A 25558-nucleotide genomic window follows, 5' to 3' on the forward strand; every position below is an offset into this window, starting at 1 on the left:
TGACGAGGGAGGTGGCCGCCGAAGGCGGACGGAGGGAGAGACCTGAGGGAAGGCCTAGCTAAAGGCCGATTTCGTTACTTCACATTGCGGGCGTAGATATGCGCCATGCCCTTGAAGATGAGATCCGGGTCATAGACGTCAATTAGCTCGGTATCATAGGCGAACACGCGCCCAAGGCCACCGGTGGTGATCACCTTGAAGTCCGCGCCGCCAAGCTCCTTGCGGAACTGGCTGATTGTGCGTTCCACGCCGCCCAGGAACGTGTAATACAGGCCTGCCTGCATGCAGGTCTTGGTATTGGTGCCCAAAATGGTCTCCGGTCGGGTAATCTCCACTTCCGGCAGCTGGGCCGTGTCTCCCCATAGGGCGGCGGCGCCTGCACGAATGCCGGTGGTGATTACGCCCGAATCGACCACACCCTTATCGCTCACATGCGTGAACGTGGTGGCCGTACCGAAATCGGCCACCAGCACCGGACCTCCATACTCGTAATAGGCGCCGGCGCAGTCGGCCAGAATGTCCGCGCCGAGTGATTTCGGGTCATCCACGCGCACGTTCATGCCGGTCTTGATGCCGGGGCCCACCACCATCGGGTCGATATCCAAGAACTTGACGATGGAGGAGCGGAAGGAATGCATCACCTTCGGCACCACCGAACAGATGATCACGTCATCCACATCGGACGGCTGGAAACCGCTCATTCTCAGGAATTCGGTCAAAAACAGGCCGTATTCATCGGATGTATGGTTGGCTTTGGTGGTGATGCGGTAGGTTCCGGCGATGGTGTCGCCATCCAGAAAACCAAGCACGATGTTCGTATTGCCGATATCAACGGCGACCAGCATGATAACCCTCCAGATTCAAGATGGATTTCATGTGCAATTCTACAGCCCCGCCGCTATGATGGGCTGTGGTGGACGACCCGTTTGTGGCGGCCAACCGTATAAACCAACATATATAGAGGAAGAACCATGTCTCAAGACAATGGTGCGCACGTCGAAGACGGCGCAACCACAGATGCGAGCCTTGCCTCGCGCGCAAAGAATCCGAAGAAGAACAGCCCGAAGTGGTGGCTGATTGCCTTGGCCGTTGTCGTGGTGGTGGCGGTTATCGCCGGCGCCGCCTTCGCCTTCGGCGGTAAGAAAGACTCCAAGAACGCGGCCTCGTCCGGTACCTATGCCGACACCGTGACCATCGGTCTCAAACTGGCCCCCACCAATCTGGACATTCGCAACACCGCCGGCTCCGCGCTCGACCAGATCCTGATCGGCAACGTGTACGAGGGTCTGGTGGCCCGCGACTCCAAGAACCAGGTCGTTCCCGCCATCGCCTCCAGCTGGGAGACGTCCAAGGACGGCCTGACCTATACCTTCCACCTCAACAAGAACATGACCTTCTCCAACGGCGACAAGCTCGACGCCGAAGACGTGGCCTGGTCCATCAACGAACTCATCGCCAAGGACTATCACGACGCCGACGCGCTCGCTGCCGTCGATAAGGTCGAGGCCAAGGACGCCGACACCGTGGTCATCACACTCAAGAGCGCGAACTCCAACCTGCTGTGGACCCTGACCGGCCGCCCCGGACTGGTGTTCGACAAGGACGCCAAGTACGACCTGAAGACCCAGGCCATCGGCTCCGGCCCGTACACCGTCTCCAAGTTCGTGGAGAACAGCTCGATCACGCTGAAGACCAACGAGAAATACTGGGGCAAGAACAAGGCCAAGACGCCCACCGTGGTGGTCAAGTATCTGGCTGATGACAACGCCGCGGTCAACGCCCTGAAGTCCGGCGATGTGCAGGTGCTCGCCCCGATTACCGAGAACCTCGCCGAGCCGTTCAAGTCCGATTCCGCGAACTACACGGTCAAGGCCGGTGACGGCACCGACAAGTTCGTGCTCGGCTTCAACAATGCCTCCGGCTCCAAGCTGGCCGACAAGCGCATTCGCCAGGCCATCCGTTACGCCATCAACCACAAGGAACTCATCGCCTCCCGTGGCGGCGCCGACAAGGCGCTCGGCGGCCCGATTCCGTCCCTCGACCCCGGTTACGAGGATTTGACCAACCTGTATCCCTACGATCAGGGCAAGGCCAAGTCGCTTATGGCTGAGGCCGGTTACTCCGCCGACAAGCCGCTGGAACTCAGCCTGACCTACGCCAACATTTATGGCACCGAGCTCGGCGACCAGCTGCGTTCGCAGCTGAAGCCCATCGGCATTGATCTGAAAGTCAACGTGGTGGAATTCTCCACCTGGTTGCAGGACGTGTACACCAACCACGATTTCGATATCTCACTGGTAGACCACAACGAAAGCCACGACTTCGCTTCCTGGACCGACCCGACCTACTACTTCGGTTACGACAACAAGGACGTGACCAAGCTGTACAACGAGGGCGTGGCCGCCACTTCCGACAAGGAGCGTGACGCCAAGTTCGCCGAGGCCGCCAAGTTGGTGTCCGAGGACGCCGCTGCGGATTGGCTGTTCAATTACCGCACCACCACCGCCACGGCCAAGGGCGTCGAGGGCTTCCCCTTCAACCTCAACCAGACCGTCCTGCCCCTCTACAACGTAACCTACTCCGTCGCTGGATTCAGCCAGAAGTAGTTACGTTTTTTCGGGCTCCCGCTGGCGGGAGCTGTCCGCGAAGCGGACTGAGGATGGCCTCAGTTATCCTCCTCCTATGACCTCTCCTCAGTCGCTGCGCGACAACTCCCCTCAGAGAGGGGGGAGCCGTCACCGTAGGCGACTGAGGGGAGCCAAAGGAAAGTAACCCCAAGTAAAGTAGGCATTATGCGATTCGTGCTCAAACGACTGGCGCTGTTTGTCATAGCGCTGCTCGGCCTGTCCGTGGTGATTTTCGCGGCATTGCGCATTCTGCCCGGCGACGTGGCCTCCGTGATGGCTGGCGTCAACTCGCCGCCCGAGCGCGTGGCCCAGTTGCGCGAACAGCTCGGCTTGAATCGGCCATTAGTCGCGCAATACTTTGATTGGATGGGTGCACTGATCCATGGTGATTTCGGCACGTCCATCCTGACCGGTCGTTCCGTAACCTCACTGGTCGGCTCGCGCGCAGCCATCACCTTTCCTCTGATCATTCTTGGCATGTTGATTGCCTTGGTCATTGGCCTGCCGCTGGGTTGTGCAGCGGTGCTGGCTCGCTCCGAGCGAGTGCGTTCCGCGTTCCATGTGCTGGCCATCATCGGCGGTGCCATCCCTGCTTTGTGGGGTGGATTGCTGCTGATTCTGCTATTCGGCCGTGGCGTCGGACTGATTGGCGTCTTCCCTTCGCAAGGGTTCCCTCTGGACGGTTGGGGAGCGCCCGGTTCGGCGATGCTGTCGTTGATTTTGCCGGCGTTGTCGGTCGGTGTCATCGTGGGCGCGACCATCATGCGATACACGCGTTCGGCTCTGGACGATTTGGCCGGTTCCGGTTATATCGACATGGCTCGTTCCTGCGGCATGACCCGCACCCAGGCAGTGCTGCATGTCGGCCTGAGGTTGGCGACCCCGCAACTGGTGTCCGTTATCGGACTGACGTTCGCCTCGATGATCACCGGCGTGATGGTCATCGAAAACCTGTTTGCCCTGCCGGGTATCGGCAATGGTCTCGTAACCGACGTGGGCAATCGTGACCTCATCGCCGTGCAGAGTGAGCTGTTTTTGCTGGCTGCATTCTTTCTGTTGATTGGTCTTGTGGTCGACTTGCTCCACCGCGTGCTCGACCCGCGCCTCAAAACCGCCGCCACCATTACGGAGGTGACCGCATGAGCAAATCGTCTACTTCCTTCTCGCCGTCTGTAGTCGAGGGGGAGCGTGTTCCCAATCCTCCCGCTGATGTGAGGTGGCGTCGCACCGCGATGCCGGAGGGTGGTCAACGAGCGGCTTTCGCAATCGTCCTCCACTCCATGTGGCGCCGGGCCGAAGGCAAATTCGCGCTTATCGTGCTCGCCTCATGGCTGCTGATCGCCATCGTTTCTTTGTTCTGGACCCCGCAATCCCTATGGACCACCGACGGCTACCGCGTATGGGCCAAACCCTCCGCCGTGCATTGGCTCGGCACCGACGGTACCGGAGCCGACGTGTTCAGCTGGCTGCTTGCCGGCTCACATACGAACCTGCTCATCGTGCTGCTTACCGTAGTGGTTTCCGCCGCTTGGGGGCTGCTGCTCATTGCGGCGATGGTCGCACGCAATGCGGCGCTTGCCAGCTCGTCTGTAGTGGTGGTCGATGCGCTGATCTCCATTCCCACTGTGCTTATCGCGCTGATTCTTGCTGTACCGCTCGGTGCGTCCATCGTCGTGATCGTTATCGCTTGCGGCTTCGGATACGGGCTGAATCTGGCACGTGTGGTCCGTCCGGTGGCGTTGCTGGCGGCCCGTTCATCGTATGTGGAATCGGCCCTGGCGAATGGAGCCAGCGGATGGCGTGTGTTGGTGAGCCATATCGTGCCGAGTATCCTGCCCGTGCTGGCCGTACAACTGTCACTGTCCGCTGGCACGGCGGTGCTGGCCGAATCAGGACTTACGTACCTCGGTGTCGGTGTGCCGTCGGGTGTGCCGAGCTGGGGGCATTCACTGGCCACATCGGTCAAGCTCATCAATGTGTTTCCGCTGACCGTGGTGTGGCCCGGTCTGATTGTCACGGTCGTGGTGGTGGCCCTGAATATTTTCGGCGATGTGTTGCGTGATGCCATCGACCCGGTCGCCAATCCCGCGTTGAGGGAAGCAGGGGAGGGCGGCGATGAGCGTTGATATTCATGGTCTGAACATTGCTGTCGGCGGCAGATTAATTGTTTCCGATGTGGACTTGGCCATTGCCGATGGCGAGCGGGTTGGCCTAATCGGTTCCTCCGGCTCCGGCAAATCGATGATTTCCAAGGCGATACTGGGGCTGCTGCCATTGACTGCTGCAGCCGACGGGTCGATTGATATGAGCGGTACGGAAATCATCGGTGCCTCTGAGCATGTGCTCGCCGACCTGCGTGGCCGGTATGTGGGCGCGGTATTTCAGAATCCGGCTGCTTCACTGAACCCAGTGATGACTGTCGCCCAGCAGATTTCTCTGCCGCTGAAATTGCATTACGACCTGACCAAGGCCGAACGTGCCGACCGAGTGAATGCCATGCTGGACAAGGTCGGGCTGGACCGTGATATGGCCGGCAAATATCCGCACGAGTTGTCTGGTGGGCAGCAGCAGCGCGTGGGCATCGCCACGGCGCTGATCACCTCGCCGCGGTTCATCATTGCGGACGAGCCGACCACCGCGTTGGATTCCATCACCCAGCGACAGATTGTGGATCTGCTGGTCTCTCTAGTGGACGATGCCGGTGCCTCGATGCTGTTCATCACCCATGATTTCTCCGTGTTGGCACGTGCCACAACGCGTTGTTATGTGCTGGACGCTGGCCGCATTGTGGAGTCCGGCGCGACCGCCAATCTGCTTGCCGCACCGGCCACGCTACAGGCCCAACGACTGGTCGCCGCCGCCCAAACCCTCACCCTCCGCACTCCCAAGGAGGATTCTCATGAGTGATGGCAATAGGTTCCTCCTCTCCGCCCAATCCATCAACAAATCCTTCGGTCCCCGCTCCGCGCGCCGCCAAGTCCTCTTCGACGTCTCCGCCGACGTCCGCCCTGGCGAGTGCTTGGCCGTCATCGGCGGTTCCGGTTCCGGCAAGTCCACGCTGACCCGCATCATGCTCGGCCTCGAATCCGCCGATTCCGGCACTGTGACGTATGGCGGTCAATCCATTGCCGGTGGTCGCAGATCACCCGGTGTGCAAGCGCTCCGCCGCGAATCGGGACTGGTGTTTCAGGACCCGTTCTCGTCGCTTGACCCGCGTTGGCGGGTTGCTCAGTCAGTTGCCGAACCATTGGTGTTGCAGCGGCATGACCTCGGTAAAGCCGAAATCGCTGAGCGAGTGGCCGCGGCTCTGACCATGGTTGGCCTTGAACCGGCCACTTTCCTGAACCGGTATCCGGTCGACTTGTCCGGAGGTCAGGCGCAGCGCGTGGTTATCGCGCGAGCCATCATCAACGAGCCCAAAGTGATTCTTGCCGACGAGCCTATGAGCGCCATCGATGTGGCCGCGCGTATCCAGATTCTCGATACCTTCGCCGCCATCCGTGAAACACGTCGTGAAACAGCATTGATCATGGTGTCCCACGACCTCGGCGTGGTGCAGCATATCGCCGATCGGATTCTCGTGCTCCACGATGGTCGCGTCGAAGAAGAAGGCTCTACCGCCGAAGTGCTCGGCAGTCCCCAGTCCGACTACACCCGCCAACTCATCGAAGCCGCCTCGTTGTAACTCCTCTTGGCTCCCTCATGAAGGGACGGCGGAATCGTTGCCGACTCCTCGCGTCCACCGTATGAACGCCCGCGACACGCAGTTGTCGCGGGCTGTGCTATGGTGTGAGACATGCAGATTATCTCATGTTGTTGTCGCTAACCGACGCCCCTAGGCGAGCGGTCAGTGACGCATAACTTGAGATAGAGCATTCAATCGCGGCAGATTTGCCGCAAGAATTCGTGGAACCTTTGGCATGGGCGCAACCGTGTAACGCGCAAGCTGTGGGACGTATCGGATTCATCACTGAAATACTCGAATTTCAAAGCACAAGGCCACAGTCCATTCGTCTGGGAACGTCGGTTCACGAACGCAACGCAGCAAACCCCAACCCCAGCAACAAAGGACTTCAGATGACCATCCACAACAGCCTCGCCGAACTCATCGGCAACACCCCGCTCGTCAAGCTGAACCACATCCCGCAGACGGCCGGCGTCAAGGCCACTATCGCCGTCAAAGTCGAATACTTCAACCCCGGTGGCTCATCCAAGGACCGCATCGCCGAGCGCATCATCGACGCCGCCGAAAAGTCCGGCGAGCTGAAACCCGGCGGCGTGATCGTGGAGCCGACCTCCGGCAACACCGGCGTCGGTCTGGCACTGGTCGCCCAGCAGCGCGGCTACCGTACGATCTTCACTTTGCCGGACAAGGTCTCCGAATCCAAGCGTGCGGTGCTGCGCGCCTACGGTGCCGAAGTCATCGTCACGCCGACCGATGCCGGCCCCGACGACCCGCGTTCCTACTACCAGGTCGCCGAACGACTGGCCAACACTATTCCCGGCGGTTTCCGCCCGAACCAGTACGACAATCCGAACGGTCCGCTGAGCCACTACTACACCACCGGACCGGAAGTTTGGGAGGCCGCTGATCACAAGGTCACGCATTTCGTAGCCGGCATCGGCACCGGCGGCACCATCTCCGGCACCGGCAAGTATCTGAAAGAAGTCTCCGACGGCGCGGTCAAGGTCATCGGCTCCGACCCGGAAGGCTCCATCTACTCCGCCGCCTCGCGTGAGGAAGTCCACCAGTACGACATCGAGGGCGTGGGGGAGGACTTCTACCCCAAGGCTTTCGACCGGAACATCACCGATGACATCGTGCGCGTCGGCGACGCCGAAGCTTTCGAAATGACCCGCCGGTTGGCCGGCGAGGAGGGGCTGCTGGTCGGCGGCTCGTCCGGCATGGCTGTGGCCAGTGCCATCAAGTACGCGCTCGCCAACGATCTGGACGAAAACCAGATCGTGGTGGTGCTCGCCCCCGATTCCGGCCGTAGCTATCTCGAAAAGATCTTCGATGACGACTGGATGCGCGCCAACGGTTACGGCGACGTGGTCGACCGCACCACCAAGCCGTCCCTTGCCGAGCAGTACCTCTAAACGCTAAGTGCTCCCCTCAGTCGCTTCCGCGACAGCTCCCCTCGGAGAGGGGAGCCAAAAAGGGCTCTGGCGCCCCTCTTTGAGGGGAGCTGTCAGCCGAAGGCTGACTGAGAGGAGCCAGCCCGCAAAGATCCAATAACTTTCCAAACCCGTCCAATACCCAACCAAACACCAAAGGAAACCAACACCATGTCCGCTGAATACAACGCCAAGTTCGCCAACACCGCCGTCGCCACCCGCGCCATCCACGCCGGCCAGGAGCCTGACCCCACCACCGGTGCTGTGGTTACGCCGATCTACGCCACCTCCACCTTCAAGCAGGACGGCGTGCTCGGCCTGCGCGGCGGCCACGACTACTCACGCTCCATCAACCCCACCCGCACCAGTTTTGACGAGCAGCTCGCCGCCGTGGAAGGCGCCAAGTACGCGCTGAGCTTCTCCTCCGGCCTTGCCGCCATCGATGTGCTGCTGCGTTCCACCATCAAGCCCGGCGACAACATCCTGCTCGGCAACGACGTGTACGGCGGCACCTACCGTCTGCTCTCCAAGGTGTTCGTGCCGTGGGGCGTGGGCCTCGATGTGGTGGACATCACCGACACCGTCGCCGTGGAAGCCGCGCTCGCCGCCAAGTCGTACAAGTATGTGTGGGTCGAAACCCCGTCCAACCCGCTGCTCAACATCACCGACATCGCAGTCACCTCCGAAGTGGCCCATAAGTACGGCACCAAGGTGGTAGTCGACAATACCTTCGCTTCGCCCGCCTTGCAGCACCCGCTCGATGATGGTGCCGATGTGGTGGTCTACTCCACCACCAAGTACATCGGCGGCCACTCCGATGTGGTCGGCGGTGCCGTGGTGCTTAACGATGAGGAAACCCGTGAGCAGGTGGCCTTCCTGCAGAACGCAGCCGGTGCCGTGCCTTCCCCGTTCGATTCGTTCCTTGACATTCGCGGCCTGAAGACTCTGGATTTGCGCGTCAAGCGTCACAGCGCCAACGCCCTGAAAGTGGCGGAATGGCTGGAATCCCAGCCTGCTGACGTGATTGAGCGCGTCTGGTATCCGGGCCTCGAATCCCACCCGGGCCACGATATCGCGGCTCGTCAGATGCATGGCGGCTTCGGCGGCGTGCTCTCCGTGCAGCTTGCCGGCGGTGCCGAGGCTGCCAAGAAGTTCGTGGACTACACCGAGATCTTCACGCTGGCCGAATCGCTCGGCGGCGTGGAAAGCCTGATCGAGGTGCCCGCCGCTATGACCCACGCCTCCGTGGCCGGCACCACCTTGCAGGTGCCCGGCAATCTGGTGCGTATCTCGGTCGGCATCGAAAACGCCGATGACCTCATCGCCGACCTCAAGCAGGCTCTCGACCGTCTGTGACGGAGACGCTGCGAGCCGTTCTCGGAACGTAACTTCGGTGATTCTCCATTTCAAGGGGCGGATTTGCGCTATCCCGGACATCTACTTCCGTTTCAAGGGGCTGTTGCCCAAGTAGACAAGGCGTGAAAACGGCGGAATGGCGTTGGGATAATGTCATTTGTATATGTGGTTTAGCTGATGACCAGCCCCTTGAAACGGAAGTAGATGTCCCCGAAACGTCCAATCCGCCCCTTGAAATCGATTTACGGATAATTGAACAGGCATACATGACTTGTGACCGCGGCAATGCGGTATGGTTGGGAAGCATGACGGCACATGAGGCGGCGCTGGGGGCGCTCAAGCAATACTTCGGTTACGATTCGTTCCGGCCAGGCCAGCAAGGCATCGTCGATGCTTTGCTGGATGGCCGGGACGTACTGGGCGTTATGCCCACCGGTGCCGGCAAATCCGTGTGCTACCAGATTCCCGCCGCGCTGATGCCCGGTGTTACCATCGTGATCTCGCCGCTGATCTCCCTCATGCGTGATCAGGTCGATGCCCTGAATGATCTGGGCTTGCCGGCCGCATTCGTCAACACCACCCAAACCCCGGATGAGCAGGCCGTGGTGTTCGCCCAGGCTGCGGCGGGTCAGCTCAAACTGCTGTACGTGGCTCCGGAACGATTGGAAACCGGCCGATTCCGCGACTTCGCCGCCCGCACGCCAATCTCCCTGATTGCCGTGGACGAGGCACACTGCGTCTCCCAATGGGGGCAGGATTTCCGTTCGTCATACCTTGGTATTGGCGACTTCATTGTCGGCCTGCCCAAGCGCCCGCCGGTCGGCGCATTCACCGCCACCGCCACCGAGCGCGTGCGCCGCGACATCGTGGGATTGCTGGGTTTGCGGAATCCTGCCGTCACCGTCACCGGATTCGACCGGCCGAACCTGTATTTCGACGTGGTCAAGCTGGAAACCAAATACAAGGCCGCGTGGGTGGCGAACTATGTGGCTGCCCACCCGGACGAATCCGGCATCATCTACTGTGCCACCCGCAAGACCACCGAGGCGCTCGCAGCTACGCTGAACCAGATGGGGCACGCGGCGGTCGCCTACCATGGCGGCATGTCGTCGGACGCGCGTGAAGCGGCGCAGCACGACTTCATCACCGACAAGGTGCCGGTGGTCGTGGCCACCAATGCGTTCGGCATGGGTATCGACAAGTCCGATGTGCGATACGTCATCCACCACAACTTGCCGGAATCCATCGAGGCCTATTATCAGGAGGCCGGCCGCGCCGGACGTGACGGCGAGCCCAGCCGCTGCACGCTGCTGTGGAACGAATCGGATATCGTGACCCGGCGCCGGCTACTCGACAGCGATTATGAGAACGAGCGCATGACCCCCGAAGATCAGGAAATCGTGCGGCAGTCCAAACGACGCCTGCTGGATGGCATGGTGGGCTATTGCCGCACCGCCGATTGTCTGCACCGGTACATGACGCGGTATTTCGGACAGGAAATCACGCCGACGGATGCGCCCTCGGATACGCATGAGGACAAGTGTGGTGCCTGCTCGAACTGCGAAAGTACTTTCGAGACCATCGACGTCACCAGCGTTGCCCAGGCGATCAGCCGGTGCGTGCATGATGTGAATCAGCGGGTCGGTTCCGGCAAAATCGTCAAGATTCTACGCGGCTCCAAAGCGCAGGACCTGGCATGGCTCAATCCGGAACAGATGCCTACGTTTGGCATGCTCAAGGATGTGAACGAGGCTCGCGTGCGCGATGTGCTGAGTCAGATGGCCACCGATGGCTACCTATTCATCGCCGAAGGGCGTATGCCGATTGTCATGTTTGGCGCGCGTGCTGCTGAAACCGCCGCGTCGGATTTCCATTATGAAATCAAACGTGTGGAGCGTAAGTCGGCTTCGGTAAGTAGTCGACATGGGGCAGTGGCCAGCGAATCAGCCAGTGCTTCCGCTGCAATGGAATCCTATATTCCTGACGATGACGAGGAAGCGCTGTTCCAGAAGCTGCGCGAACTGCGTCGCACCATCGCCCAGGAAATCGGCAAACCGCCGTACATCGTCTTTTCCGACAAGACATTGCGAGACATGGCCCGTACCAAGCCGATTACCAATGCGCAGTTTTTGGCTGTCAACGGTGTGGGCCAGCACAAGCTCGACCTTTACGGCAAGCGCTTTATGGAATCCGTCGCCTCGTTTAACGCCGGGAATGCGCAATAACCATTGCCTATAGCGAATCATGGGGTATTTCCGTGTATCCCCGTGTGGGCGCGACTACGATTGCTAAGCGATATGGCATGTGAACATGCAAATGTGTAGAAAGGAAGCCGAACATGGCAAAGGAAAAGGCTGAGAAGCCTGTCGTTGAATCATTCCAGCTGGATCACACCAAGGTCAAGGCGCCGTACGTGCGTTACATTGACACGGAAACGGGTCCTCACGGCGACGTGATCTCCAACTATGATCTTCGTCTGACCCAGCCGAACAAGCAGGCGATTCCCACCGGCGGCCTGCACACCATCGAGCACACTATCGCCGTGTTGCTGCGTGAGCGCATCCCCGGCTACATCGACTGTTCGCCGTTCGGCTGCCGCACCGGCTTTCACTTGCTGACCTGGGGTACGCACTCCACTGAGGATGTGGCCAAGGCGCTCAAGGAATCGCTGGAATTCATCGCCTACAAGGCCACGTGGGATGATGTTCCCGCTACCACCGAGAAGAGCTGCGGCAACTACCGCGACCACAGCCTGTTCACCGCCAAGGAATGGGCCAAGCAGATTCTCGAGGAAGGCATCAGCTCCGACCCGTTTGAGCGCAAGGTCGTCTGACCTGATTAGGTGTTATACGAACCCCTGTCCGCCATGTAACGCGGACGGGGGTTCTTGTGCCTATGGCATGGTAGGTTTACCGTCAGTTCCTGTACTGGTGATTGCCCTATGAGAGAGGTGGGAATGACTCAGCCGAACGCTGCGAACAAGGCGACGTCTCGTCGTTTCCGCCACGCCACCATGCGTGATTTGCCGCATATGCAGAAGATTTACGCGCGTGCCCGTGAGCTGATGGCGGCCAATGGCAATCCCACCCAATGGGGCAATGAGTTCCCCCGTGAATCCGTGATTGAAGACGATATTGCCAACCAGCGCACAGTGCTGCTGGTGGACACCTGCAACGGCCATGAGCGTATTCTGGCTCAGTTCGCATTGTGCCCTGGTGAGGATCCCACTTACGCCCACATCGATGGGGCTTGGCTGGATAATGATACCTATGTGACCATTCACCGCATCGCATCATCCGGTCTGGTGCGGCATGCGGCCCGTGACTGCATCAAGTGGGCTCTGAAGCATTATGGCAACGTCCGGGCTGATACTCACCCCAACAACAAGGCTATGCAGCATGTGCTGGAGAGTTCCGGCTTCGCCCGATGCGGCCTGATTCAATTGATTGATCGCCCGGTGGACACCACCAGAATCGCCTATCAGCGCCACGAGTGGTAACAAAATTGGCCCCCGAAGGGGCCAATCATAATCACTTAGTGAATCGCTTACTGACTTCAGTCCTTGGCGGCAGCCGTAGCCTCAGCCTTGGCTTTGTCTTCCAGCCCAAGCTTGGAGCGCTTGCGGCTGTAGCCGAAGTAGACTACCAGGCCCAAACCGAACCAGACGGCGAAACGCACCCAGGTCTCCCAGTTGAGGCCGGCGATGAGAATGAAGCAGAACACGATGGCCAGAATCGGCGTGACCGGTACACCCGGAGCGCGGAAGCCACGGTGTGCGTCCGGCTGGGTCTTACGCATCCACAGAATGCCCGCGGACACGATAATGAACGCCGACAGCGTACCGATGTTCACCAATTCGAACAGTACGTTGATGTTGATGAAACCGCCGGCGATGGCCGTTAGAATACCGAAGAACCATGTACCTTTGAACGGGGTGCGATACTTCGGGTGCACTTCGCCGAAGAACTTCGGGAACAGGCCGTCGCGGCTCATGGCATAGCAGATGCGGGACTGGCCGTACAGCTGCACCAGCATCACTGTGGTCATGCCGATCAGAGCGCCAAGATTGACAATGAACGCCAGCCAGTTGAGGCCGGTTTCGAGAATCACGCCGGCTACCGGAGCGTCGATGAACTTCGCGAACTCCTTGTATGGCACCACACCGGTCATGATAAGCGTCATGATGATGTACAGCACAGTCGACACGGCCAACGAAATGAGAATGCCGCGCGGCAGCGTCTTGTTCGGGTTGACGGTCTCCTCGGCGGAGGAGGAGACGGCGTCGAAGCCGATGAAGCTGAAGAACACGATCGACGCGGCCGGCACGATGCCGTACGGCTGGGTGGAGTCGGGCTGGAACGTGTAGATGCCATACGGGGAGAACGGCTGCCAGTTGGACGGCTTGACATACCACACGGCGCACACGATGAACAGCACGATGATGGCAAGCTTGATAAGCACCATCACGTCATTGGTGCGCTTGGTCTGGTTGATGCCGATGGACAGCACCCACGTGATGATCAGCACGATGACGAAGCCGGGCAGGTTGAAGTAGGTGGTGACGCCCGGCGTGGTGCCGTAGGCGGCGGTCAGTTCGACCGGCAAATGCAGGCCGAAGCCTTCCAGCAGCTTGTTGAAGTAGCCCGACCAGCCGGCGGACACGGTGGCCGCCTGCAGGGCGTACTCCAGAATCAGGTCCCAGCCGATGACGAAGGCGATGAGCTCGCCGAACGCCAGATAGGCATAGGAGTAGGCCGAGCCGGAAACCGGCGCCATGGCGGCGAACTCGGCGTAGCACAGGCCGGCAAAACCGCAGCAGACGGCGGCCAGCAGGAACGATACGGACAAGGCCGGGCCGGCGGTCAGCGCGCCCTTACCGGTGAGCACGAAGATACCAGTGCCGATGATCGCGCCGATGCCGAGCATCGTCAGATCGAAGGTGCGCATCGTGCGCTTCAGGGGAGTGGATTCGGCGACAAGCTGATCCACGCTTTTCTTACGAAACAGATCCATGTTCTTCTCTCATGAAATCTAGGATTATGGGGCTGAACCGGACGGATTTCCGGGATCCCGGCACGCCTCAACGCCGGGAATCAAAGGCGGTTTCTTATACAAAACCGCATATCGGTCATTAGTGTACGACTGCCACGCGAAAACAGACGATTTCGCCAATACGTCACATTCCTGCGCAACAATAGGTGCCTATGAGCATGAACGCAGCACCTGAAATCGCATTCTCGTCCGAGCAGGGCAAGGCCAACTATGCGGCCGCCCGCCGCCAATACCCCGCACAGGCCATCGTGAACCTCAAAACCATGCGTGACAACATGGCCCATTTGGTCTCCGTGGTCGGCGGTCCGAACTCCGGCACCGCGGTGATGGGCGTGGTCAAGGCCGATGCCTACGGCCACGGCCTGCTGCCTTCTGCGCTGGCAGCGCTCGCCGGCGGTGCCACCTGGCTCGGCACTGCGCAATCGCACGAAGCTCTGCTGTTACGCAAACTCGGCATCGGCCCCGACCGCTGCCACATTCTGACCTGGGTTTACAACGGCACCGAAGTCCCGTTTGACGAGCTGATTGCTGCCGACATCGACGTGTCCGTCGGCTCCCTGCCGGGTATCGATGCCGTGGCCGCCGCCGCGCGCAAACTCGGCAAGCCCGCTCGCGTGCACGTTAAGGTCGATTCCGGCTTTGGCCGCAACGGCTTCACGCCTGCAGGGTTCGCCGCCGCGCTTGCCGAGTTGGTGCCACTTGCCAAGGAAGGCGTGTTGCATATCGTCGGCCAGTGGAGTCACCTTGCCGTGGCCGATTCGCCTGACGTGCCTGAGTTCGTGGCCTCCACCGACCGCCAGATCGAAACGTTTAAGGACTTCACCGCACGTATGGAAAAGGCCGGAATTCCGCCGGAGATTCGTCATCTGGCCAACACTGCGGCCACTCTGGATCGCCCGGAAATTCATTTCGAGCTCACCCGCCCCGGCATCGGGCTATACGGCTACGAGCCTGATCCGGCCATGGGCACCCCGCGCGATTGGCATCTGACCCCGGCCATGCGCCTGCAGGCGCAGCTCGGCACGGTCAAGGATGTGGAGGCCGGCCATGGCATCTCCTACGGCCGCACGTACCTGACTCCAGACAACACGTCCACTGCCATCGTGCCATTGGGCTACGCCGACGGCATCCACCGCTCCGCCTCCGGATTCGATATGGAAGGTGCCAAGCATGTGGAGAAGCCGGGCGGGCCAGTGCGCATTATGACCACCGAGGGCCCGAAGCTCTACCGCGTCTGCGGCCGCGTGTGCATGGACCAGTTCATCGTGGATTTGCACGGTTCCGCCGCCGAACTCGGAGTTCACGAGGGCGACACGGTCGAACTGTTCGGCCCGGGTCGTGGTGAGCAGTTTGTGGAGCCCACTGCCGACGACTGGGCCCGTGCCGCCGATACCATCAGCTATGAGGTCTTCACTTGCCTGCGCAATCGCATTCCGCGTCTCTACGAGCACGCCGCCGAGGTGCTGCCCGCTGACGACCTCGCCAAGCTCGATCCAGCCACGCTGCTGTAACACTGTACGGCAGCCGATATATGGGCCTATGCTTGGACTATGGAAACAACGCAAGATGGGGAACGGGTGCTGAGCGATGAGGGCTACAGTGCCTTTGATGAAGAGCGTTGGGCACCTGAACCGCCGAAGTCCAAAGCCCGTACCGCTTTTGAGCGTGACCGCGCAAGGCTGATACATTCGTCCGCCCTGCGGCGTCTCGGCGCGAAAAGCCAGATTCTGATTGCTGGTACCGATGATTTCGCTCGCACCCGCCTCACCCACACGCTGGAAGTCGCCCAAATCGGTCGACAAATAGGCGCAATGCTTGGCTGCGATCCTGATGTGGTCGACTGCGCTTGCCTGGCCCATGATCTTGGCCATCCGCCGTTCGGGCACAACGGGGAGCGGGCGCTCGCCGAAATCGCGCGCAATATTGGCGGATTCGAGGGTAACGCGCAGACCATGCGCATTCTGACCCGTCTCGAACCCAAAATCTTCCATCCGGACGGCCGTTCCGCCGGTGTGAACCTGACCCGTGCAGCTCTTGATGCGGCGGTCAAATATCCGTGGACTTTGGCTGAGGCCGACCAGCATCCCAAGGGGGAGCGGTCCAAGAAGTTCTGCGTCTACCCGGATGATGAGCCCGTGTTCCGATGGTTGAAAATCGGCGCACCTGTGGCTACCAAGCCGATGGAATGCCAGATCATGGATCTTTCGGATGACATCGCCTATTCGGTGCATGATGTTGAGGATTCCATCGCCACTGGTGCCTTCGACCCGATTGTGCTCGCCGATTCACAGATTTTGGACCACATCATCGAGCAGACGCGCGGCTGGTATGGGACCAAGTGGGATGCGGATAAGCTGTTGGCAGCATTCATGAGACTCAGGCGTGAGCATATGTTCCCTGCGCATTTCAACGGATCACGTCAAGCTTTGGCGCAGTTGAAGAACATCACCTCCGACTTGATTGGGCGGTTTTGCTGGTCGGTGGAAACCGCCACTCGCGATACATACGGACCGGGACCGTTGACGCGTTACTCCGCCAATATCGTGATTCCCGAGGATACGAATTACGAGATTGTGGCATTAAAAGGCATCGCCGTGTATTTCGTCATGGCGCCGCGTGAGAGGGAGCCGTTCCACCAGGAGGAACTGAAAATCGTCGAGGACCTGATCGACGTGCTGATGGCCGATTCGCCGCAGCCCTCCGACGCGCTGGAAAGCCAGTTCCTAGCCGATTGGAATGAGTCCACCAACGACAATGAACGTTTGCGCGTGGCCATCGATCAAGTGGCGTCCCTAACCGACAATTCCGCCTTGGCTCTCCATTCCATCCTATGCTGAGGCTGTTCCGTGGCGGGCACCCTCAGTCAGTTGCGCTGACAGCTTTCCTCCCCTGAGAGAGAGCTATGACCTATCCCTTGGCTTCCCCCGGGTGAGGAGAGCTGCCTCCATAGGCGAGTGAGGGGAGCCAAGAAAGTAACGGTACATATCTACCGTGTCTCACACGTGGCGCTACTCTAGAGACTTATGGTCGGAATGATTAAGAAAGAAGATGTCGAGAAGGTGCGCGCCGCCGCGGACCTGTACGACATCGTATCCGCGACCGTAACGCTTAAGCCCTCCGGAACCGGCACATTCGTCGGCCTATGCCCGTTCCACGACGAGAAAACCGGCAGCTTCAACGTGCGCCCCTCGCTCGGCGTGTGGCACTGCTTCGGTTGCGGTTTGGGCGGCGACGTGTTCAAATACGTCGAACAATCCGAGAACATCGACTTCCGTGAAGCCGTGGAACTACTCGCCGACAAGTACCACATCGAGCTGCACTACGAGAACAGTGGCAACGGTCCAAACCGCGAGAACAATGGCTCCAAGCGCACGCGACTGCTGGAAGCCTGCGAGGAAGCCCAGCGTTTCTTCGTCTCCCAAATCCTGACCAAGGAGGCATTGCCCGCCCGCAAACTGCTCGGCGGCCGCAACTTCTCCCAAGCCGACTGCGAACGTTTCGGCTGCGGCTACGCGCCCCAAGGCTGGGATAATCTCGTGCGTCATTTGGCATCCAAGGGGTTTACACAGAAGGAGATCTTCGACGCCGGCCTGGCCCGCCAAGGCCAGCGCGGCATCTACGACTATTTCCGCGGCCGCGTGACCTGGCCCATCCGCGATTCGACCGGACGCACGCTCGGCTTCGGCGCGCGCAAACTGTATGAGGACGACCAGATCGCCGCCAAATACATCAACACGCCGGATACGCAGCTTTACCGTAAGACCCAGGTTCTCTACGGAATCGATTTGGCCAAATCCGCCATCGTCAAGAAGCGGCAGGTGGTAATCGTCGAAGGCTATACGGACGTGATGGCCATGCATCTGGCCGGCATTGACACCGCCATTGCTACGTGTGGTACCGCATTCGGTGCCGAACATGCCAAGATCGTACGCCGCCTTATTGCCGACGATTCTCTGGGTGCGGTGCAATTGGTCGGTCCGCTGAAGATCAAAGACCAGCCATTGAGTTCACGTATCGTATTCACGTTCGATGGCGATGCCGCTGGCCAGAAAGCCGCACTGCACGCCTTTGGTCTCGATTCGGCATTCCTTTCCCAGACCTTTGTGGCTGTGGCCGACAACAATCTTGACCCCTGCGATCTGCGTATCGAACGAGGCAATGAGGCGGTGCGCTCGTTGATTGCCAATGCCAAGCCGCTCTATGACTTCGTGATCGATGCCGCCATCGGCCGGTTTGACTTAACGTATACTCCCGGTCAAGTGGGGGCAATGAAAGCCGTGGCTCCGCTGGTGGCACAGATTCGCGACCGTTCCCTGTGGGATGCCTATGCGCGCAAGGCTGCTGGCCGTATCGGCGTGGATCTCGAGGTGATGCGCCGCGAGGTGATGGCAGCCCGCCGTCAGATGCACGTGCGCGACGAGGACGCCTATGCGCCCAAGCGCCGGTTCGACCGTGAGGAGCGTCGGGTGGAACCCGGCACTAATCCATATGCCAATCCGGCCGCCCGCAAGACTCTGGAGCGTCGCGATGCCGCCGAGCAGGCATACTTCAAGATTGATGATGCCGTGTTCATCGCCGAGCAACAGTTCATGGCCACACTGATTCAGGTGCCGCGCGCCATCGACCGTACCATGTTCGGCCAGCTGACCATCGACCATTTCATGACTTCGGTGTTCCGCACCCTGTTTCAGGTGATTGCGGCCGCCGGCGGACTGCCATCCGACAACACCCCGCAGGGTCTGTGGATGCACAACCTCACCAAGGCCGGCGGGCCTATGTTGAATCAGGTCATCAACGAGCTGGCCGTCATGCCGCTGCCTTTGCCCGGAGATGACAGCGGCAACGGTGCGCAACCTGTGCAGCCGAACGCGCCCGGTGACGCTGGTGCGCCTGGTGCCGCCGCCATGCAGCTACGACCCGCCACTGCGGAGGAGCAGCGATACGCCACCGAACTGCTCACCCGACTATTGGACATGGGCTTCATGCGCCAGATCGGTCTAGCCAAACGCCGCATGGCCCAACTGCCCGACGGCGAAGAGAAAATCACCCTCCTTGGCCAAATCACCCGCATGGAAACCGCCCGCAAAGACCTCCAAGCCCAAATCTATGGCAACACCGTTGGCTAATTGGCGTTTTCGGCGGCTCTCACATAGGGGCTTACTTGTTCTGTGCGCTTACTTCTTGGATGCGAGACGGCTGAGATATTCGATTGGTGTGACTGCGGCGATGGGGGAGAGCGCGAAATTCTTTATGTTGTTGGTAATAATGAAGTCGGCGCGTTCTCGTTCCGCGATGGCGGCAACGAAGGAATCCTCGGTGTCTTTGAAGTCGTATGACAGCCCTCGCAATATTGTGGCTTCATCCAACGCGGCGACATGGGCGATGCCGAGACATAGAGATAGTGCCTGACGCGCTTTGGCTCGATTTGCGTTTGCCTCTACGATATACGCGATAGTAGGTGCGGAATGTGCCGGCATAAGAATGTCGTATTCGGGGTGCGACGATAGGTCGAGTACACTTGCGGAGGCCTCGCACATAGGCTGTCGAGCCAGTATGACGTCAAGAAATACGTTGGTGTCAACGACGAGTTTGTTCATGAGTTCTTCTCCATGAGGTGCCATCGGTAGTCATTTTCGTCGGCGGGGCCTTGCCCGATGCCCATGAGCGCGCGAATCGACGGTGATAGCTGTGCCGTTGAATCCTCTCGCGTTAATGATTCAAGGTAGTCCTCCACGATGGAAGACAATGTGCGGCCTTGTCGACGGGCGTATAGTTTGCCCCTCTCGATGGTATGTTCGTCAATGCTGAGTGTGAGTTTGGTCATGGCCCTGCTCCTAGTCGCTGTACGTATAGTTTTTTCATTATATACGTATATCGGTTCGAGGAGCAATCAAGGTCAGATGTAAGTTGGATTGGATGGGTGCAGAAGTTGCGGATTGGCCCCATCCAAATTGGACTGGTTTGGGTGGGGCCAATCCGATCCGTTCAATAATGAAGCGCGATACCAAGCAGCGTCGAAACGAAGGGAAACTCATGACGCAGAATCGTGCGGAACTCAACCGTAATCTGGCCCAAATGCTCAAGGGCGGAGTGGTCATGGACGTCACCACGCCCGAACAGGCGAAAATCGCGCAGGATGCCGGCGCGTGCGCGGTGATGGCGCTGGAGCGCATCCCCGCTGATATTCGCGCCGCCGGCGGTGTCTCCCGTATGAGCGACCCGGCCATGATCAAGGGCATTCAGGAAGCCGTCTCGATTCCGGTTATGGCCAAGGTGCGCATCGGCCACATCGCCGAGGCCCGCATTCTGCAGGCCATCGAAATCGATTACATCGACGAATCCGAGGTGCTTTCCCCGGCCGACGACGTGTACCACATCGACAAGAACCAGTTCGACGTGCCGTTTGTGTGCGGCGCGAAGAACCTGGGCGAGGCGCTGCGCCGCATCGCCGAGGGTGCTGCCATGATTCGCACCAAGGGCGAGCCTGGCACAGGTGACGTGATTCAGGCCGTACGCCACATGCGCACCATGAACAAGCAGATTCGCGAGCTCGTCGGTCTGCGCGACGACGAGGTCTACGAGGCCGCCAAGCAGCTGGCCGTGCCCTACGACCTGGCCAAGTACGTGCATGACAACGGCCGCCTGCCCGTCGTGAACTTCGCCGCCGGTGGCGTGGCCACTCCGGCCGATGCCGCCCTGATGATGGAGCTCGGCGCCGAAGGCGTGTTCGTGGGCTCTGGCATCTTCAAGTCCGGCGACCCGGCCAAGCGCGCCGCCGCCATCGTCAAGGCCACCGCCAACTGGCAGGACGCCGACCTGCTCGCCAAGCTGTCCGAAAACCTAGGCGAAGCCATGGTCGGCATCAACGAGGACGAGATTCAGACCATCATGGCCGCTCGCGGCGAGTGACGGGAGCCGAAGCCGGAGAGGACAACATGGTTGTAGCTGTTGAATACATTTCCAAAGAAGAATCCGCAGACGCCGAAACCGCCACGCACGGCGTGACCGGTATTCTGGCCGTGCAGGGCGCGTTCGCCGAGCATGCGGCGGTGCTCGACAAGCTCGGCGCCCCGTGGAAGCTGTTGCGCGCGGCCGAGGATTTCGATGAATCCATCGACCGGGTCATCCTGCCTGGCGGTGAATCCACCACGCAAGGCAAACTCCTGCGTTCCACCGGCCTGTTCGAGCCGTTTGCCGCGCACATCAAGGCCGGCAAACCGGTGCTTGGCACCTGCGCTGGCATGATTCTGCTGGCCAAGAAGCTCGACAATGATGAGAACGTCTACTTCGGCGCGCTCGACGCTGTAGTGCGCCGCAATGCTTACGGTCGTCAGCTCGGCAGCTTCCAAGCCATCGCTGATTTCGGCCAAGCCGACGACCCACAGCGCATCGCGGACTTTCCACTGGTGTTCATCCGTGGACCCTACGTGGTGTCGGTCGGCCCTGAGGCTACGGTCGAAACCGAAGTCGATGGTCACGTGGTGGGCCTGCGCCAAGGCAACATCCTCGCCACCGCCTTCCATCCCGAACTCACGGACGACATCCGCATCCACGAGCTCTTCCTGTCGCTGTAGCCGATTCGTCTGCCGTTAGACTGGTATTCGACCGACGAATCAAGGAGACGATCTGCCATGCAGTTCACGCTGAACCGGCGCAGCACGGTGCCGATGTACCGGCAGCTGGCTGCTGAGCTGCGTGAACAGATTGTCTCCGGCGCAATGGCTGAGGGCTATCGTTTGCCGCCTGAACGCGAGTTAGCCTCACGCCTCGAGGTCAATCGCACCACGGTATTACAGGCCTATCAGCAACTCAAAGATGAGGGACTCATCGCCTCCAAAGTAGGCAAAGGCACGTTCGTGCTGCCGTTGCAGCATACTGAGACTGCCCGGATTCCTGTAGTGAGACATAAGCCGATTGACGAGGAGCCGAAACCGAGCGTTGTGCGGCCGCCGTGGTCGGTGTTGTTCTCCGACTATTCCAACCGATTCACCTACCACGACATTGCCTCGGCTGAGCGGGCGCAACGCGGCGATACCATCATCGACTTTGCCACCGGCTCGCCTAATCCGGCGGATATTCCCGACGATTTGTTGCGTTCAGTGAGCATTGAAGCGTTCGAATCGCGCGAATTCGACGGTCAGCCAGAATCGCCTATCGAAGGATTCGATGAACTCCGCGCATTACTTGCCGAGCATATGAGCACACGCGGCGTGCAGTGCGATGTACGAAACGTGATGGTGCTTTCCGGTTCCGAGCAAGGCATCGATCTTATCGTGCGCGCATTCGTCAATCCTGGCGACTGCGTACTGGTCGAACAATCCACGTTCTTCCCCGCATTGCAAACGTTCCGCTCGGCCGATGCTCGCATCATCGGCGTGCCGGTCGATGAACACGGCATGCGCACCGACCTGCTGGAAGGCTATTGTGCGCGATTCCGCCCCAAACTCATCTACACAGTTCCCACGTTCCAAAACCCCACCGGCACCACGCTGCCGCCCGAACGCCGCAGTGAACTCATCGACGTGGCACGACGCTACCAGTGCCTAATCGTGGAGGACGACGCCTACGGCGACCTGTGGTATGGCGGGAAGTCATCCGATTCGCATCGCCCCATACCGCTCAAGGGCATGGAGAACGCGGGATACGTGATGTACTTGTCCACGTTCTCGAAGACTGTTACGTCGGGCCTGCGCACAGGGTGGATTGTGGCCGACCCGCACGTCATCAACCGCCTGGCGGCTCTACGCCGCATGGTCGACCAGCATACGAGCACGTCATCGCAGCGTATTTGCTTGGAGCTGCTTAAGGAAGGTCGCATCGCCGAGCATATTCAAACGCTGACTGATTCCTATCGGCGGCGGCGAGACACCGCAATCGCGGCATTGCAACGATTCGCCCCAGACGGCGTGCGTTGGACTGTGCCGGCCGGAGGCTATTACATCTGGCTATCCCTGACGGAGGGCGTACGCTCACTTGACGTGCTGGAATCCTGCCGTTCACAAGGCGTCACATTCATGCCGGGCAGTGTGTTCGATGTTGACGAAATGGATGATTCCCATATCCGTCTCAACTTCGTGCGCCCGGATGCCGCCGATATCACCGACGGCATCCGAGTCATCTGCGAAGCATTAGAGCGGGTGATTCAGGCCAGCTGAGCGACGAGACTACGTACCTTATGCCAATCTGCGCGTAGAATAAAACAGGTGCGGTAACGGGAATGTCCATGGAGGAATGAATGCGGCGTTGGCTGGTCAATGTGGCCAAAAATGAAACGATTCTTGTCGTTGCCGCAATACTTGCACTGATTTCGTGTTTTGTAGTACCTCCGGATGATGAATACACCATGTACATCCATGCCAGCACCATCAGCCAGTTGATTTGCCTGATGATTGTAGTCTGCGGATTTCAGCGCATCGGCATCTTCCGCATCATTGGCTCCCGTCTGCTGCAACGTACTTCCACCATGCGCGGGCTGGTGCTCACCTTGGTGGCATTGACGTTCTTCTCCGCGATGCTCATCACCAACGATGTCGCCCTGGTCACGTTCGTGCCATTCGCTATTGCGGTGCTTATCATGGCGGGCCAAGAGGATAAGACCATACTGGTGGCCACGCTGATGACCATCGGCGCGAATGTGGGCAGTATGCTGACGCCGGTCGGCAACGCGCACAATCTGTACCTCAAAGCGCTCACCGAAATGTCGACGAAGCGATTTATCAGCATCATGGCGCCGTATTCCTTCACCGCAGCGATACTGCTGGTCATTGTGATATCTGTGGTGTTCGGCAGCAAACCAGTGGGCGATTTGGGCGATCTCGAAACCGGTGTGCTCGCTCCCGAACGCAGCAAACATCAGCCCGATGAGATCCGCATCACCGGTTACGGCGCCGGTTACGGCGGCTGGCGCACGGTCATCTATTCACTGCTGTTCATCGTCTGTCTGCTGGCTGTTTCCGGCACCATCCCGTTATGGGCCATGTGCGTGATTGTGGTCGTATCGTTCCTGTTCACCGACCGCCGCGTGTTCAAATATGTGGACTGGGGACTGCCGCTGACCTTCTGCATGTTCTTCATTTTCATCGGTAACATGCGCCGTGTGCCTGAATTCTATGAGCTGGCACGCACCCTGGTCGGTTCCCATCCGTTGGAAGTGGCGGTGGCGTCCAGCCAGGTAATCAGCAATGTGCCTACCACCATTCTGCTGTCCAGCTTCTGCAATCAATGGCGGGCGCTGATCATCGGCACCAATCTGGGTGGTATGGGCACGCTTATCGCATCCATGGCCTCGCTGGTGGCTTATAAGAACGTCACGCGCCAATACCCGGATAAGAAGGGGCGTTACCTCGCCGTCTATTCGGCGGTGAACGTGCTGTTCTTGGTGGTGCTGCTGACCTTGAGCTGGATTATCGAATAGAGCCTATCGGGCATACACGGTGGGAGAGCCGGACATCCTGCTCATGGCTGAAACCGGGATGTTGTGAACCTGGCTGATGGCCGCGTCCAGAGTGGAAGTCGCGGAAGTCGCTGACGTCATGGGGGATGAGTTGACGGCTTTGGCCATCGGGTGCTGATAGGAGTTGGAGTTGCGAGCCAGACGCGCCAATGCAGGACGCTGCCTGCGGAACAGATTCATAAACATGCCGCACACTCCTTCATCGTTGGCCGACGGTCTGGTGACCGTCGTGATTTCCATCATGGCTGCCCATATCGGCATCCGCTATGGGGGATATCCCCCATTATTCCCTTATTTCACACAATTTCCCCTCATCCTTAAGGGTGATTCTTTCGAAAATGTGCGGGAAAGCATGCGATAGCGGGCACGCGAGAATCTGTATGCCCGATGAAGCGGTGTATTACCGTGAAGTGACCAGCGTAACGCTATATGGTTCAATCTTCATCGCGAACAATGACGACGGTGTGGTCGTCGGTGTTACTGCTGGATTCCACGGTGATGCGCAATTTGCCGTAATCGGTGGTTTTTCCGCTGACTTTGGTGACGAATCGATACCAGCCTTCCGTGGTCACGATGATGGAGCCAGAGGGGACGCGGGGCGGTGATACGTACGTAACGGCTGTTGGCGTGCACCGGTGGTTCGGGGCAATCGGTGGTCATTCTCTGGCCATGTGCCCCACGGATTTCGGTGCCATAGCTGACGGCCGAGCAATTGTTGAAATCCCAGAATCGCAGTGGGTCTGCTTGGGTGCGCCAGCGGTCAGAGCCTGCGGCGCGCCAAGTGTGGTGATCGAGGTAGACGCCGTCGAAACTATAGTTGTTCACCATGTTGGCGTTCAATCCACCGTCTGCGCTGTGGTTGATGTCCTCGAAGAACACGCCGTACAGTCGTTCGCTCACTTGATGGGTGGAGCTCCCCACCGAAATCCGCACCATAACTCAATCTTACGTG

Annotated in this window: 22 protein-coding genes and 1 pseudogene; 17 read left to right on the forward strand and 6 right to left on the reverse strand. The window is 59.5% G+C overall.

Annotated elements, in window-relative coordinates; all coding sequences use genetic code 11:
• Window positions 1-74 precede the first annotated feature (74 nt).
• Window positions 75-845 carry a type III pantothenate kinase gene (locus tag BBBR_RS02330; RefSeq protein WP_033892577.1) on the reverse strand — a complete coding sequence of 257 codons (771 nt, stop codon included), beginning with the start codon at window positions 843-845 and terminating at the stop codon, window positions 75-77.
• Window positions 846-971: 126 nt separating this feature from the next.
• Here BBBR_RS02330 and BBBR_RS02335 point away from each other — a divergent pair, with 126 nt between their 5' ends.
• The 10 genes from BBBR_RS02335 to BBBR_RS02380 all read left to right on the forward strand — a co-directional run bounded on the left by BBBR_RS02335 (window position 972) and on the right by BBBR_RS02380 (window position 12600).
• On the forward strand, window positions 972-2606 hold the full coding sequence (locus tag BBBR_RS02335) for an ABC transporter substrate-binding protein (protein WP_003828501.1): 1635 nt from the start codon (window positions 972-974) through the stop codon (window positions 2604-2606).
• 186 nt (window positions 2607-2792) lie between these two features.
• Entirely contained in the window at window positions 2793-3770 is a 978-nt protein-coding gene (locus tag BBBR_RS02340; protein ID WP_003828503.1) for an ABC transporter permease, read from the forward strand.
• 89 nt (window positions 3771-3859) lie between these two features.
• Window positions 3860-4753, forward strand: a complete 894-nt coding sequence (locus BBBR_RS02345) for an ABC transporter permease (protein ID WP_003828505.1) — start codon at window positions 3860-3862, stop codon at window positions 4751-4753.
• Complete coding sequence (locus BBBR_RS02350) at window positions 4743-5534, forward strand: ABC transporter ATP-binding protein (RefSeq protein ID WP_003828506.1); 792 nt, start codon at window positions 4743-4745, stop codon at window positions 5532-5534. Before BBBR_RS02345 ends, BBBR_RS02350 begins: the two co-directional genes overlap by 11 nt.
• Window positions 5527-6312, forward strand: a complete 786-nt coding sequence (locus tag BBBR_RS02355; RefSeq protein ID WP_003828508.1) for an ABC transporter ATP-binding protein — start codon at window positions 5527-5529, stop codon at window positions 6310-6312. The genes BBBR_RS02350 and BBBR_RS02355 overlap by 8 nt, the downstream gene beginning before the upstream one ends.
• Before the next feature lie 392 nt (window positions 6313-6704).
• Entirely contained in the window at window positions 6705-7727 is a 1023-nt protein-coding gene (locus BBBR_RS02360; protein WP_003828510.1) for a pyridoxal-phosphate dependent enzyme, read from the forward strand.
• 189 nt (window positions 7728-7916) lie between these two features.
• Entirely contained in the window at window positions 7917-9101 is a 1185-nt protein-coding gene (locus BBBR_RS02365) for a cystathionine gamma-synthase (protein ID WP_003828511.1), read from the forward strand.
• 305 nt (window positions 9102-9406) lie between these two features.
• Complete coding sequence (gene recQ, locus BBBR_RS02370) at window positions 9407-11326, forward strand: DNA helicase RecQ (protein ID WP_032738229.1); 1920 nt, start codon at window positions 9407-9409, stop codon at window positions 11324-11326.
• A gap of 113 nt (window positions 11327-11439) precedes the next feature.
• On the forward strand, window positions 11440-11934 hold the full coding sequence (locus BBBR_RS02375; protein ID WP_003828516.1) for an S-ribosylhomocysteine lyase: 495 nt from the start codon (window positions 11440-11442) through the stop codon (window positions 11932-11934).
• 123 nt (window positions 11935-12057) lie between these two features.
• Window positions 12058-12600: a GNAT family N-acetyltransferase gene (locus tag BBBR_RS02380; RefSeq protein WP_015438533.1), complete on the forward strand. Its 543-nt coding sequence runs from the start codon at window positions 12058-12060 to the stop codon at window positions 12598-12600.
• A 56-nt stretch (window positions 12601-12656) separates the two neighbouring features.
• Here BBBR_RS02380 and BBBR_RS02385 read toward each other — a convergent pair whose 3' ends face one another.
• Window positions 12657-14114: an amino acid permease gene (locus BBBR_RS02385; RefSeq protein WP_003828519.1), complete on the reverse strand. Its 1458-nt coding sequence runs from the start codon at window positions 14112-14114 to the stop codon at window positions 12657-12659.
• 191 nt (window positions 14115-14305) lie between these two features.
• Between BBBR_RS02385 and alr the strand changes: the two genes are divergently transcribed.
• The 3 genes from alr (at window position 14306) to dnaG (ending at window position 19279) form a co-directional block, all read left to right on the forward strand.
• Window positions 14306-15664, forward strand: a complete 1359-nt coding sequence (gene alr / locus BBBR_RS02390) for an alanine racemase (RefSeq protein WP_003828521.1) — start codon at window positions 14306-14308, stop codon at window positions 15662-15664.
• A gap of 39 nt (window positions 15665-15703) precedes the next feature.
• The gene (locus BBBR_RS02395) at window positions 15704-16990 is read left to right on the forward strand and encodes a deoxyguanosinetriphosphate triphosphohydrolase (protein ID WP_003828522.1); all 1287 of its coding nucleotides are present in this window, start codon (window positions 15704-15706) and stop codon (window positions 16988-16990) included.
• A 186-nt stretch (window positions 16991-17176) separates the two neighbouring features.
• The gene (dnaG, locus tag BBBR_RS02400) at window positions 17177-19279 is read left to right on the forward strand and encodes a DNA primase (RefSeq protein ID WP_003828525.1); all 2103 of its coding nucleotides are present in this window, start codon (window positions 17177-17179) and stop codon (window positions 19277-19279) included.
• Window positions 19280-19327: 48 nt separating this feature from the next.
• Here the strand turns inward: dnaG and BBBR_RS02405 are convergent, their stop codons facing one another.
• Together BBBR_RS02405 and BBBR_RS02410 are read right to left on the reverse strand one after the other, a co-directional pair.
• Window positions 19328-19750 carry a type II toxin-antitoxin system VapC family toxin gene (locus tag BBBR_RS02405; RefSeq protein ID WP_003828527.1) on the reverse strand — a complete coding sequence of 141 codons (423 nt, stop codon included), beginning with the start codon at window positions 19748-19750 and terminating at the stop codon, window positions 19328-19330.
• The gene (locus BBBR_RS02410) at window positions 19747-19977 is read right to left on the reverse strand and encodes a DUF6364 family protein (protein WP_003828530.1); all 231 of its coding nucleotides are present in this window, start codon (window positions 19975-19977) and stop codon (window positions 19747-19749) included. The genes BBBR_RS02405 and BBBR_RS02410 overlap by 4 nt, the downstream gene beginning before the upstream one ends.
• A gap of 209 nt (window positions 19978-20186) precedes the next feature.
• Between BBBR_RS02410 and pdxS the strand changes: the two genes are divergently transcribed.
• The 4 genes from pdxS to BBBR_RS02430 all read left to right on the forward strand — a co-directional run bounded on the left by pdxS (window position 20187) and on the right by BBBR_RS02430 (window position 24567).
• Window positions 20187-21062 carry a pyridoxal 5'-phosphate synthase lyase subunit PdxS gene (pdxS, locus tag BBBR_RS02415; protein WP_032738153.1) on the forward strand — a complete coding sequence of 292 codons (876 nt, stop codon included), beginning with the start codon at window positions 20187-20189 and terminating at the stop codon, window positions 21060-21062.
• Window positions 21063-21088: 26 nt separating this feature from the next.
• On the forward strand, window positions 21089-21727 hold the full coding sequence (gene pdxT / locus BBBR_RS02420; RefSeq protein ID WP_015438539.1) for a pyridoxal 5'-phosphate synthase glutaminase subunit PdxT: 639 nt from the start codon (window positions 21089-21091) through the stop codon (window positions 21725-21727).
• A gap of 57 nt (window positions 21728-21784) precedes the next feature.
• Window positions 21785-23308, forward strand: coding sequence for a MocR-like pyridoxine biosynthesis transcription factor PdxR (gene pdxR, locus BBBR_RS02425; RefSeq protein ID WP_003828535.1), 1524 nt, complete (start codon window positions 21785-21787; stop codon window positions 23306-23308).
• A gap of 80 nt (window positions 23309-23388) precedes the next feature.
• Window positions 23389-24567, forward strand: a complete 1179-nt coding sequence (locus BBBR_RS02430; RefSeq protein ID WP_003828537.1) for an anion transporter — start codon at window positions 23389-23391, stop codon at window positions 24565-24567.
• Between the two features lie 3 nt (window positions 24568-24570).
• Here the strand turns inward: BBBR_RS02430 and BBBR_RS02435 are convergent, their stop codons facing one another.
• Both BBBR_RS02435 and BBBR_RS11330 read right to left on the reverse strand, forming a co-directional pair.
• The gene (locus BBBR_RS02435; protein ID WP_014484040.1) at window positions 24571-24792 is read right to left on the reverse strand and encodes a hypothetical protein; all 222 of its coding nucleotides are present in this window, start codon (window positions 24790-24792) and stop codon (window positions 24571-24573) included.
• A gap of 402 nt (window positions 24793-25194) precedes the next feature.
• Window positions 25195-25485 (reverse strand): annotated as a pseudogene (locus BBBR_RS11330) (hypothetical protein); the annotation flags it as partial.
• Between the last annotated feature and the right edge of the window lie 73 nt (window positions 25486-25558).

The organism is Bifidobacterium breve DSM 20213 = JCM 1192 (genome assembly GCF_001025175.1).
Lineage (GTDB): Bacteria > Actinomycetota > Actinomycetes > Actinomycetales > Bifidobacteriaceae > Bifidobacterium > Bifidobacterium breve.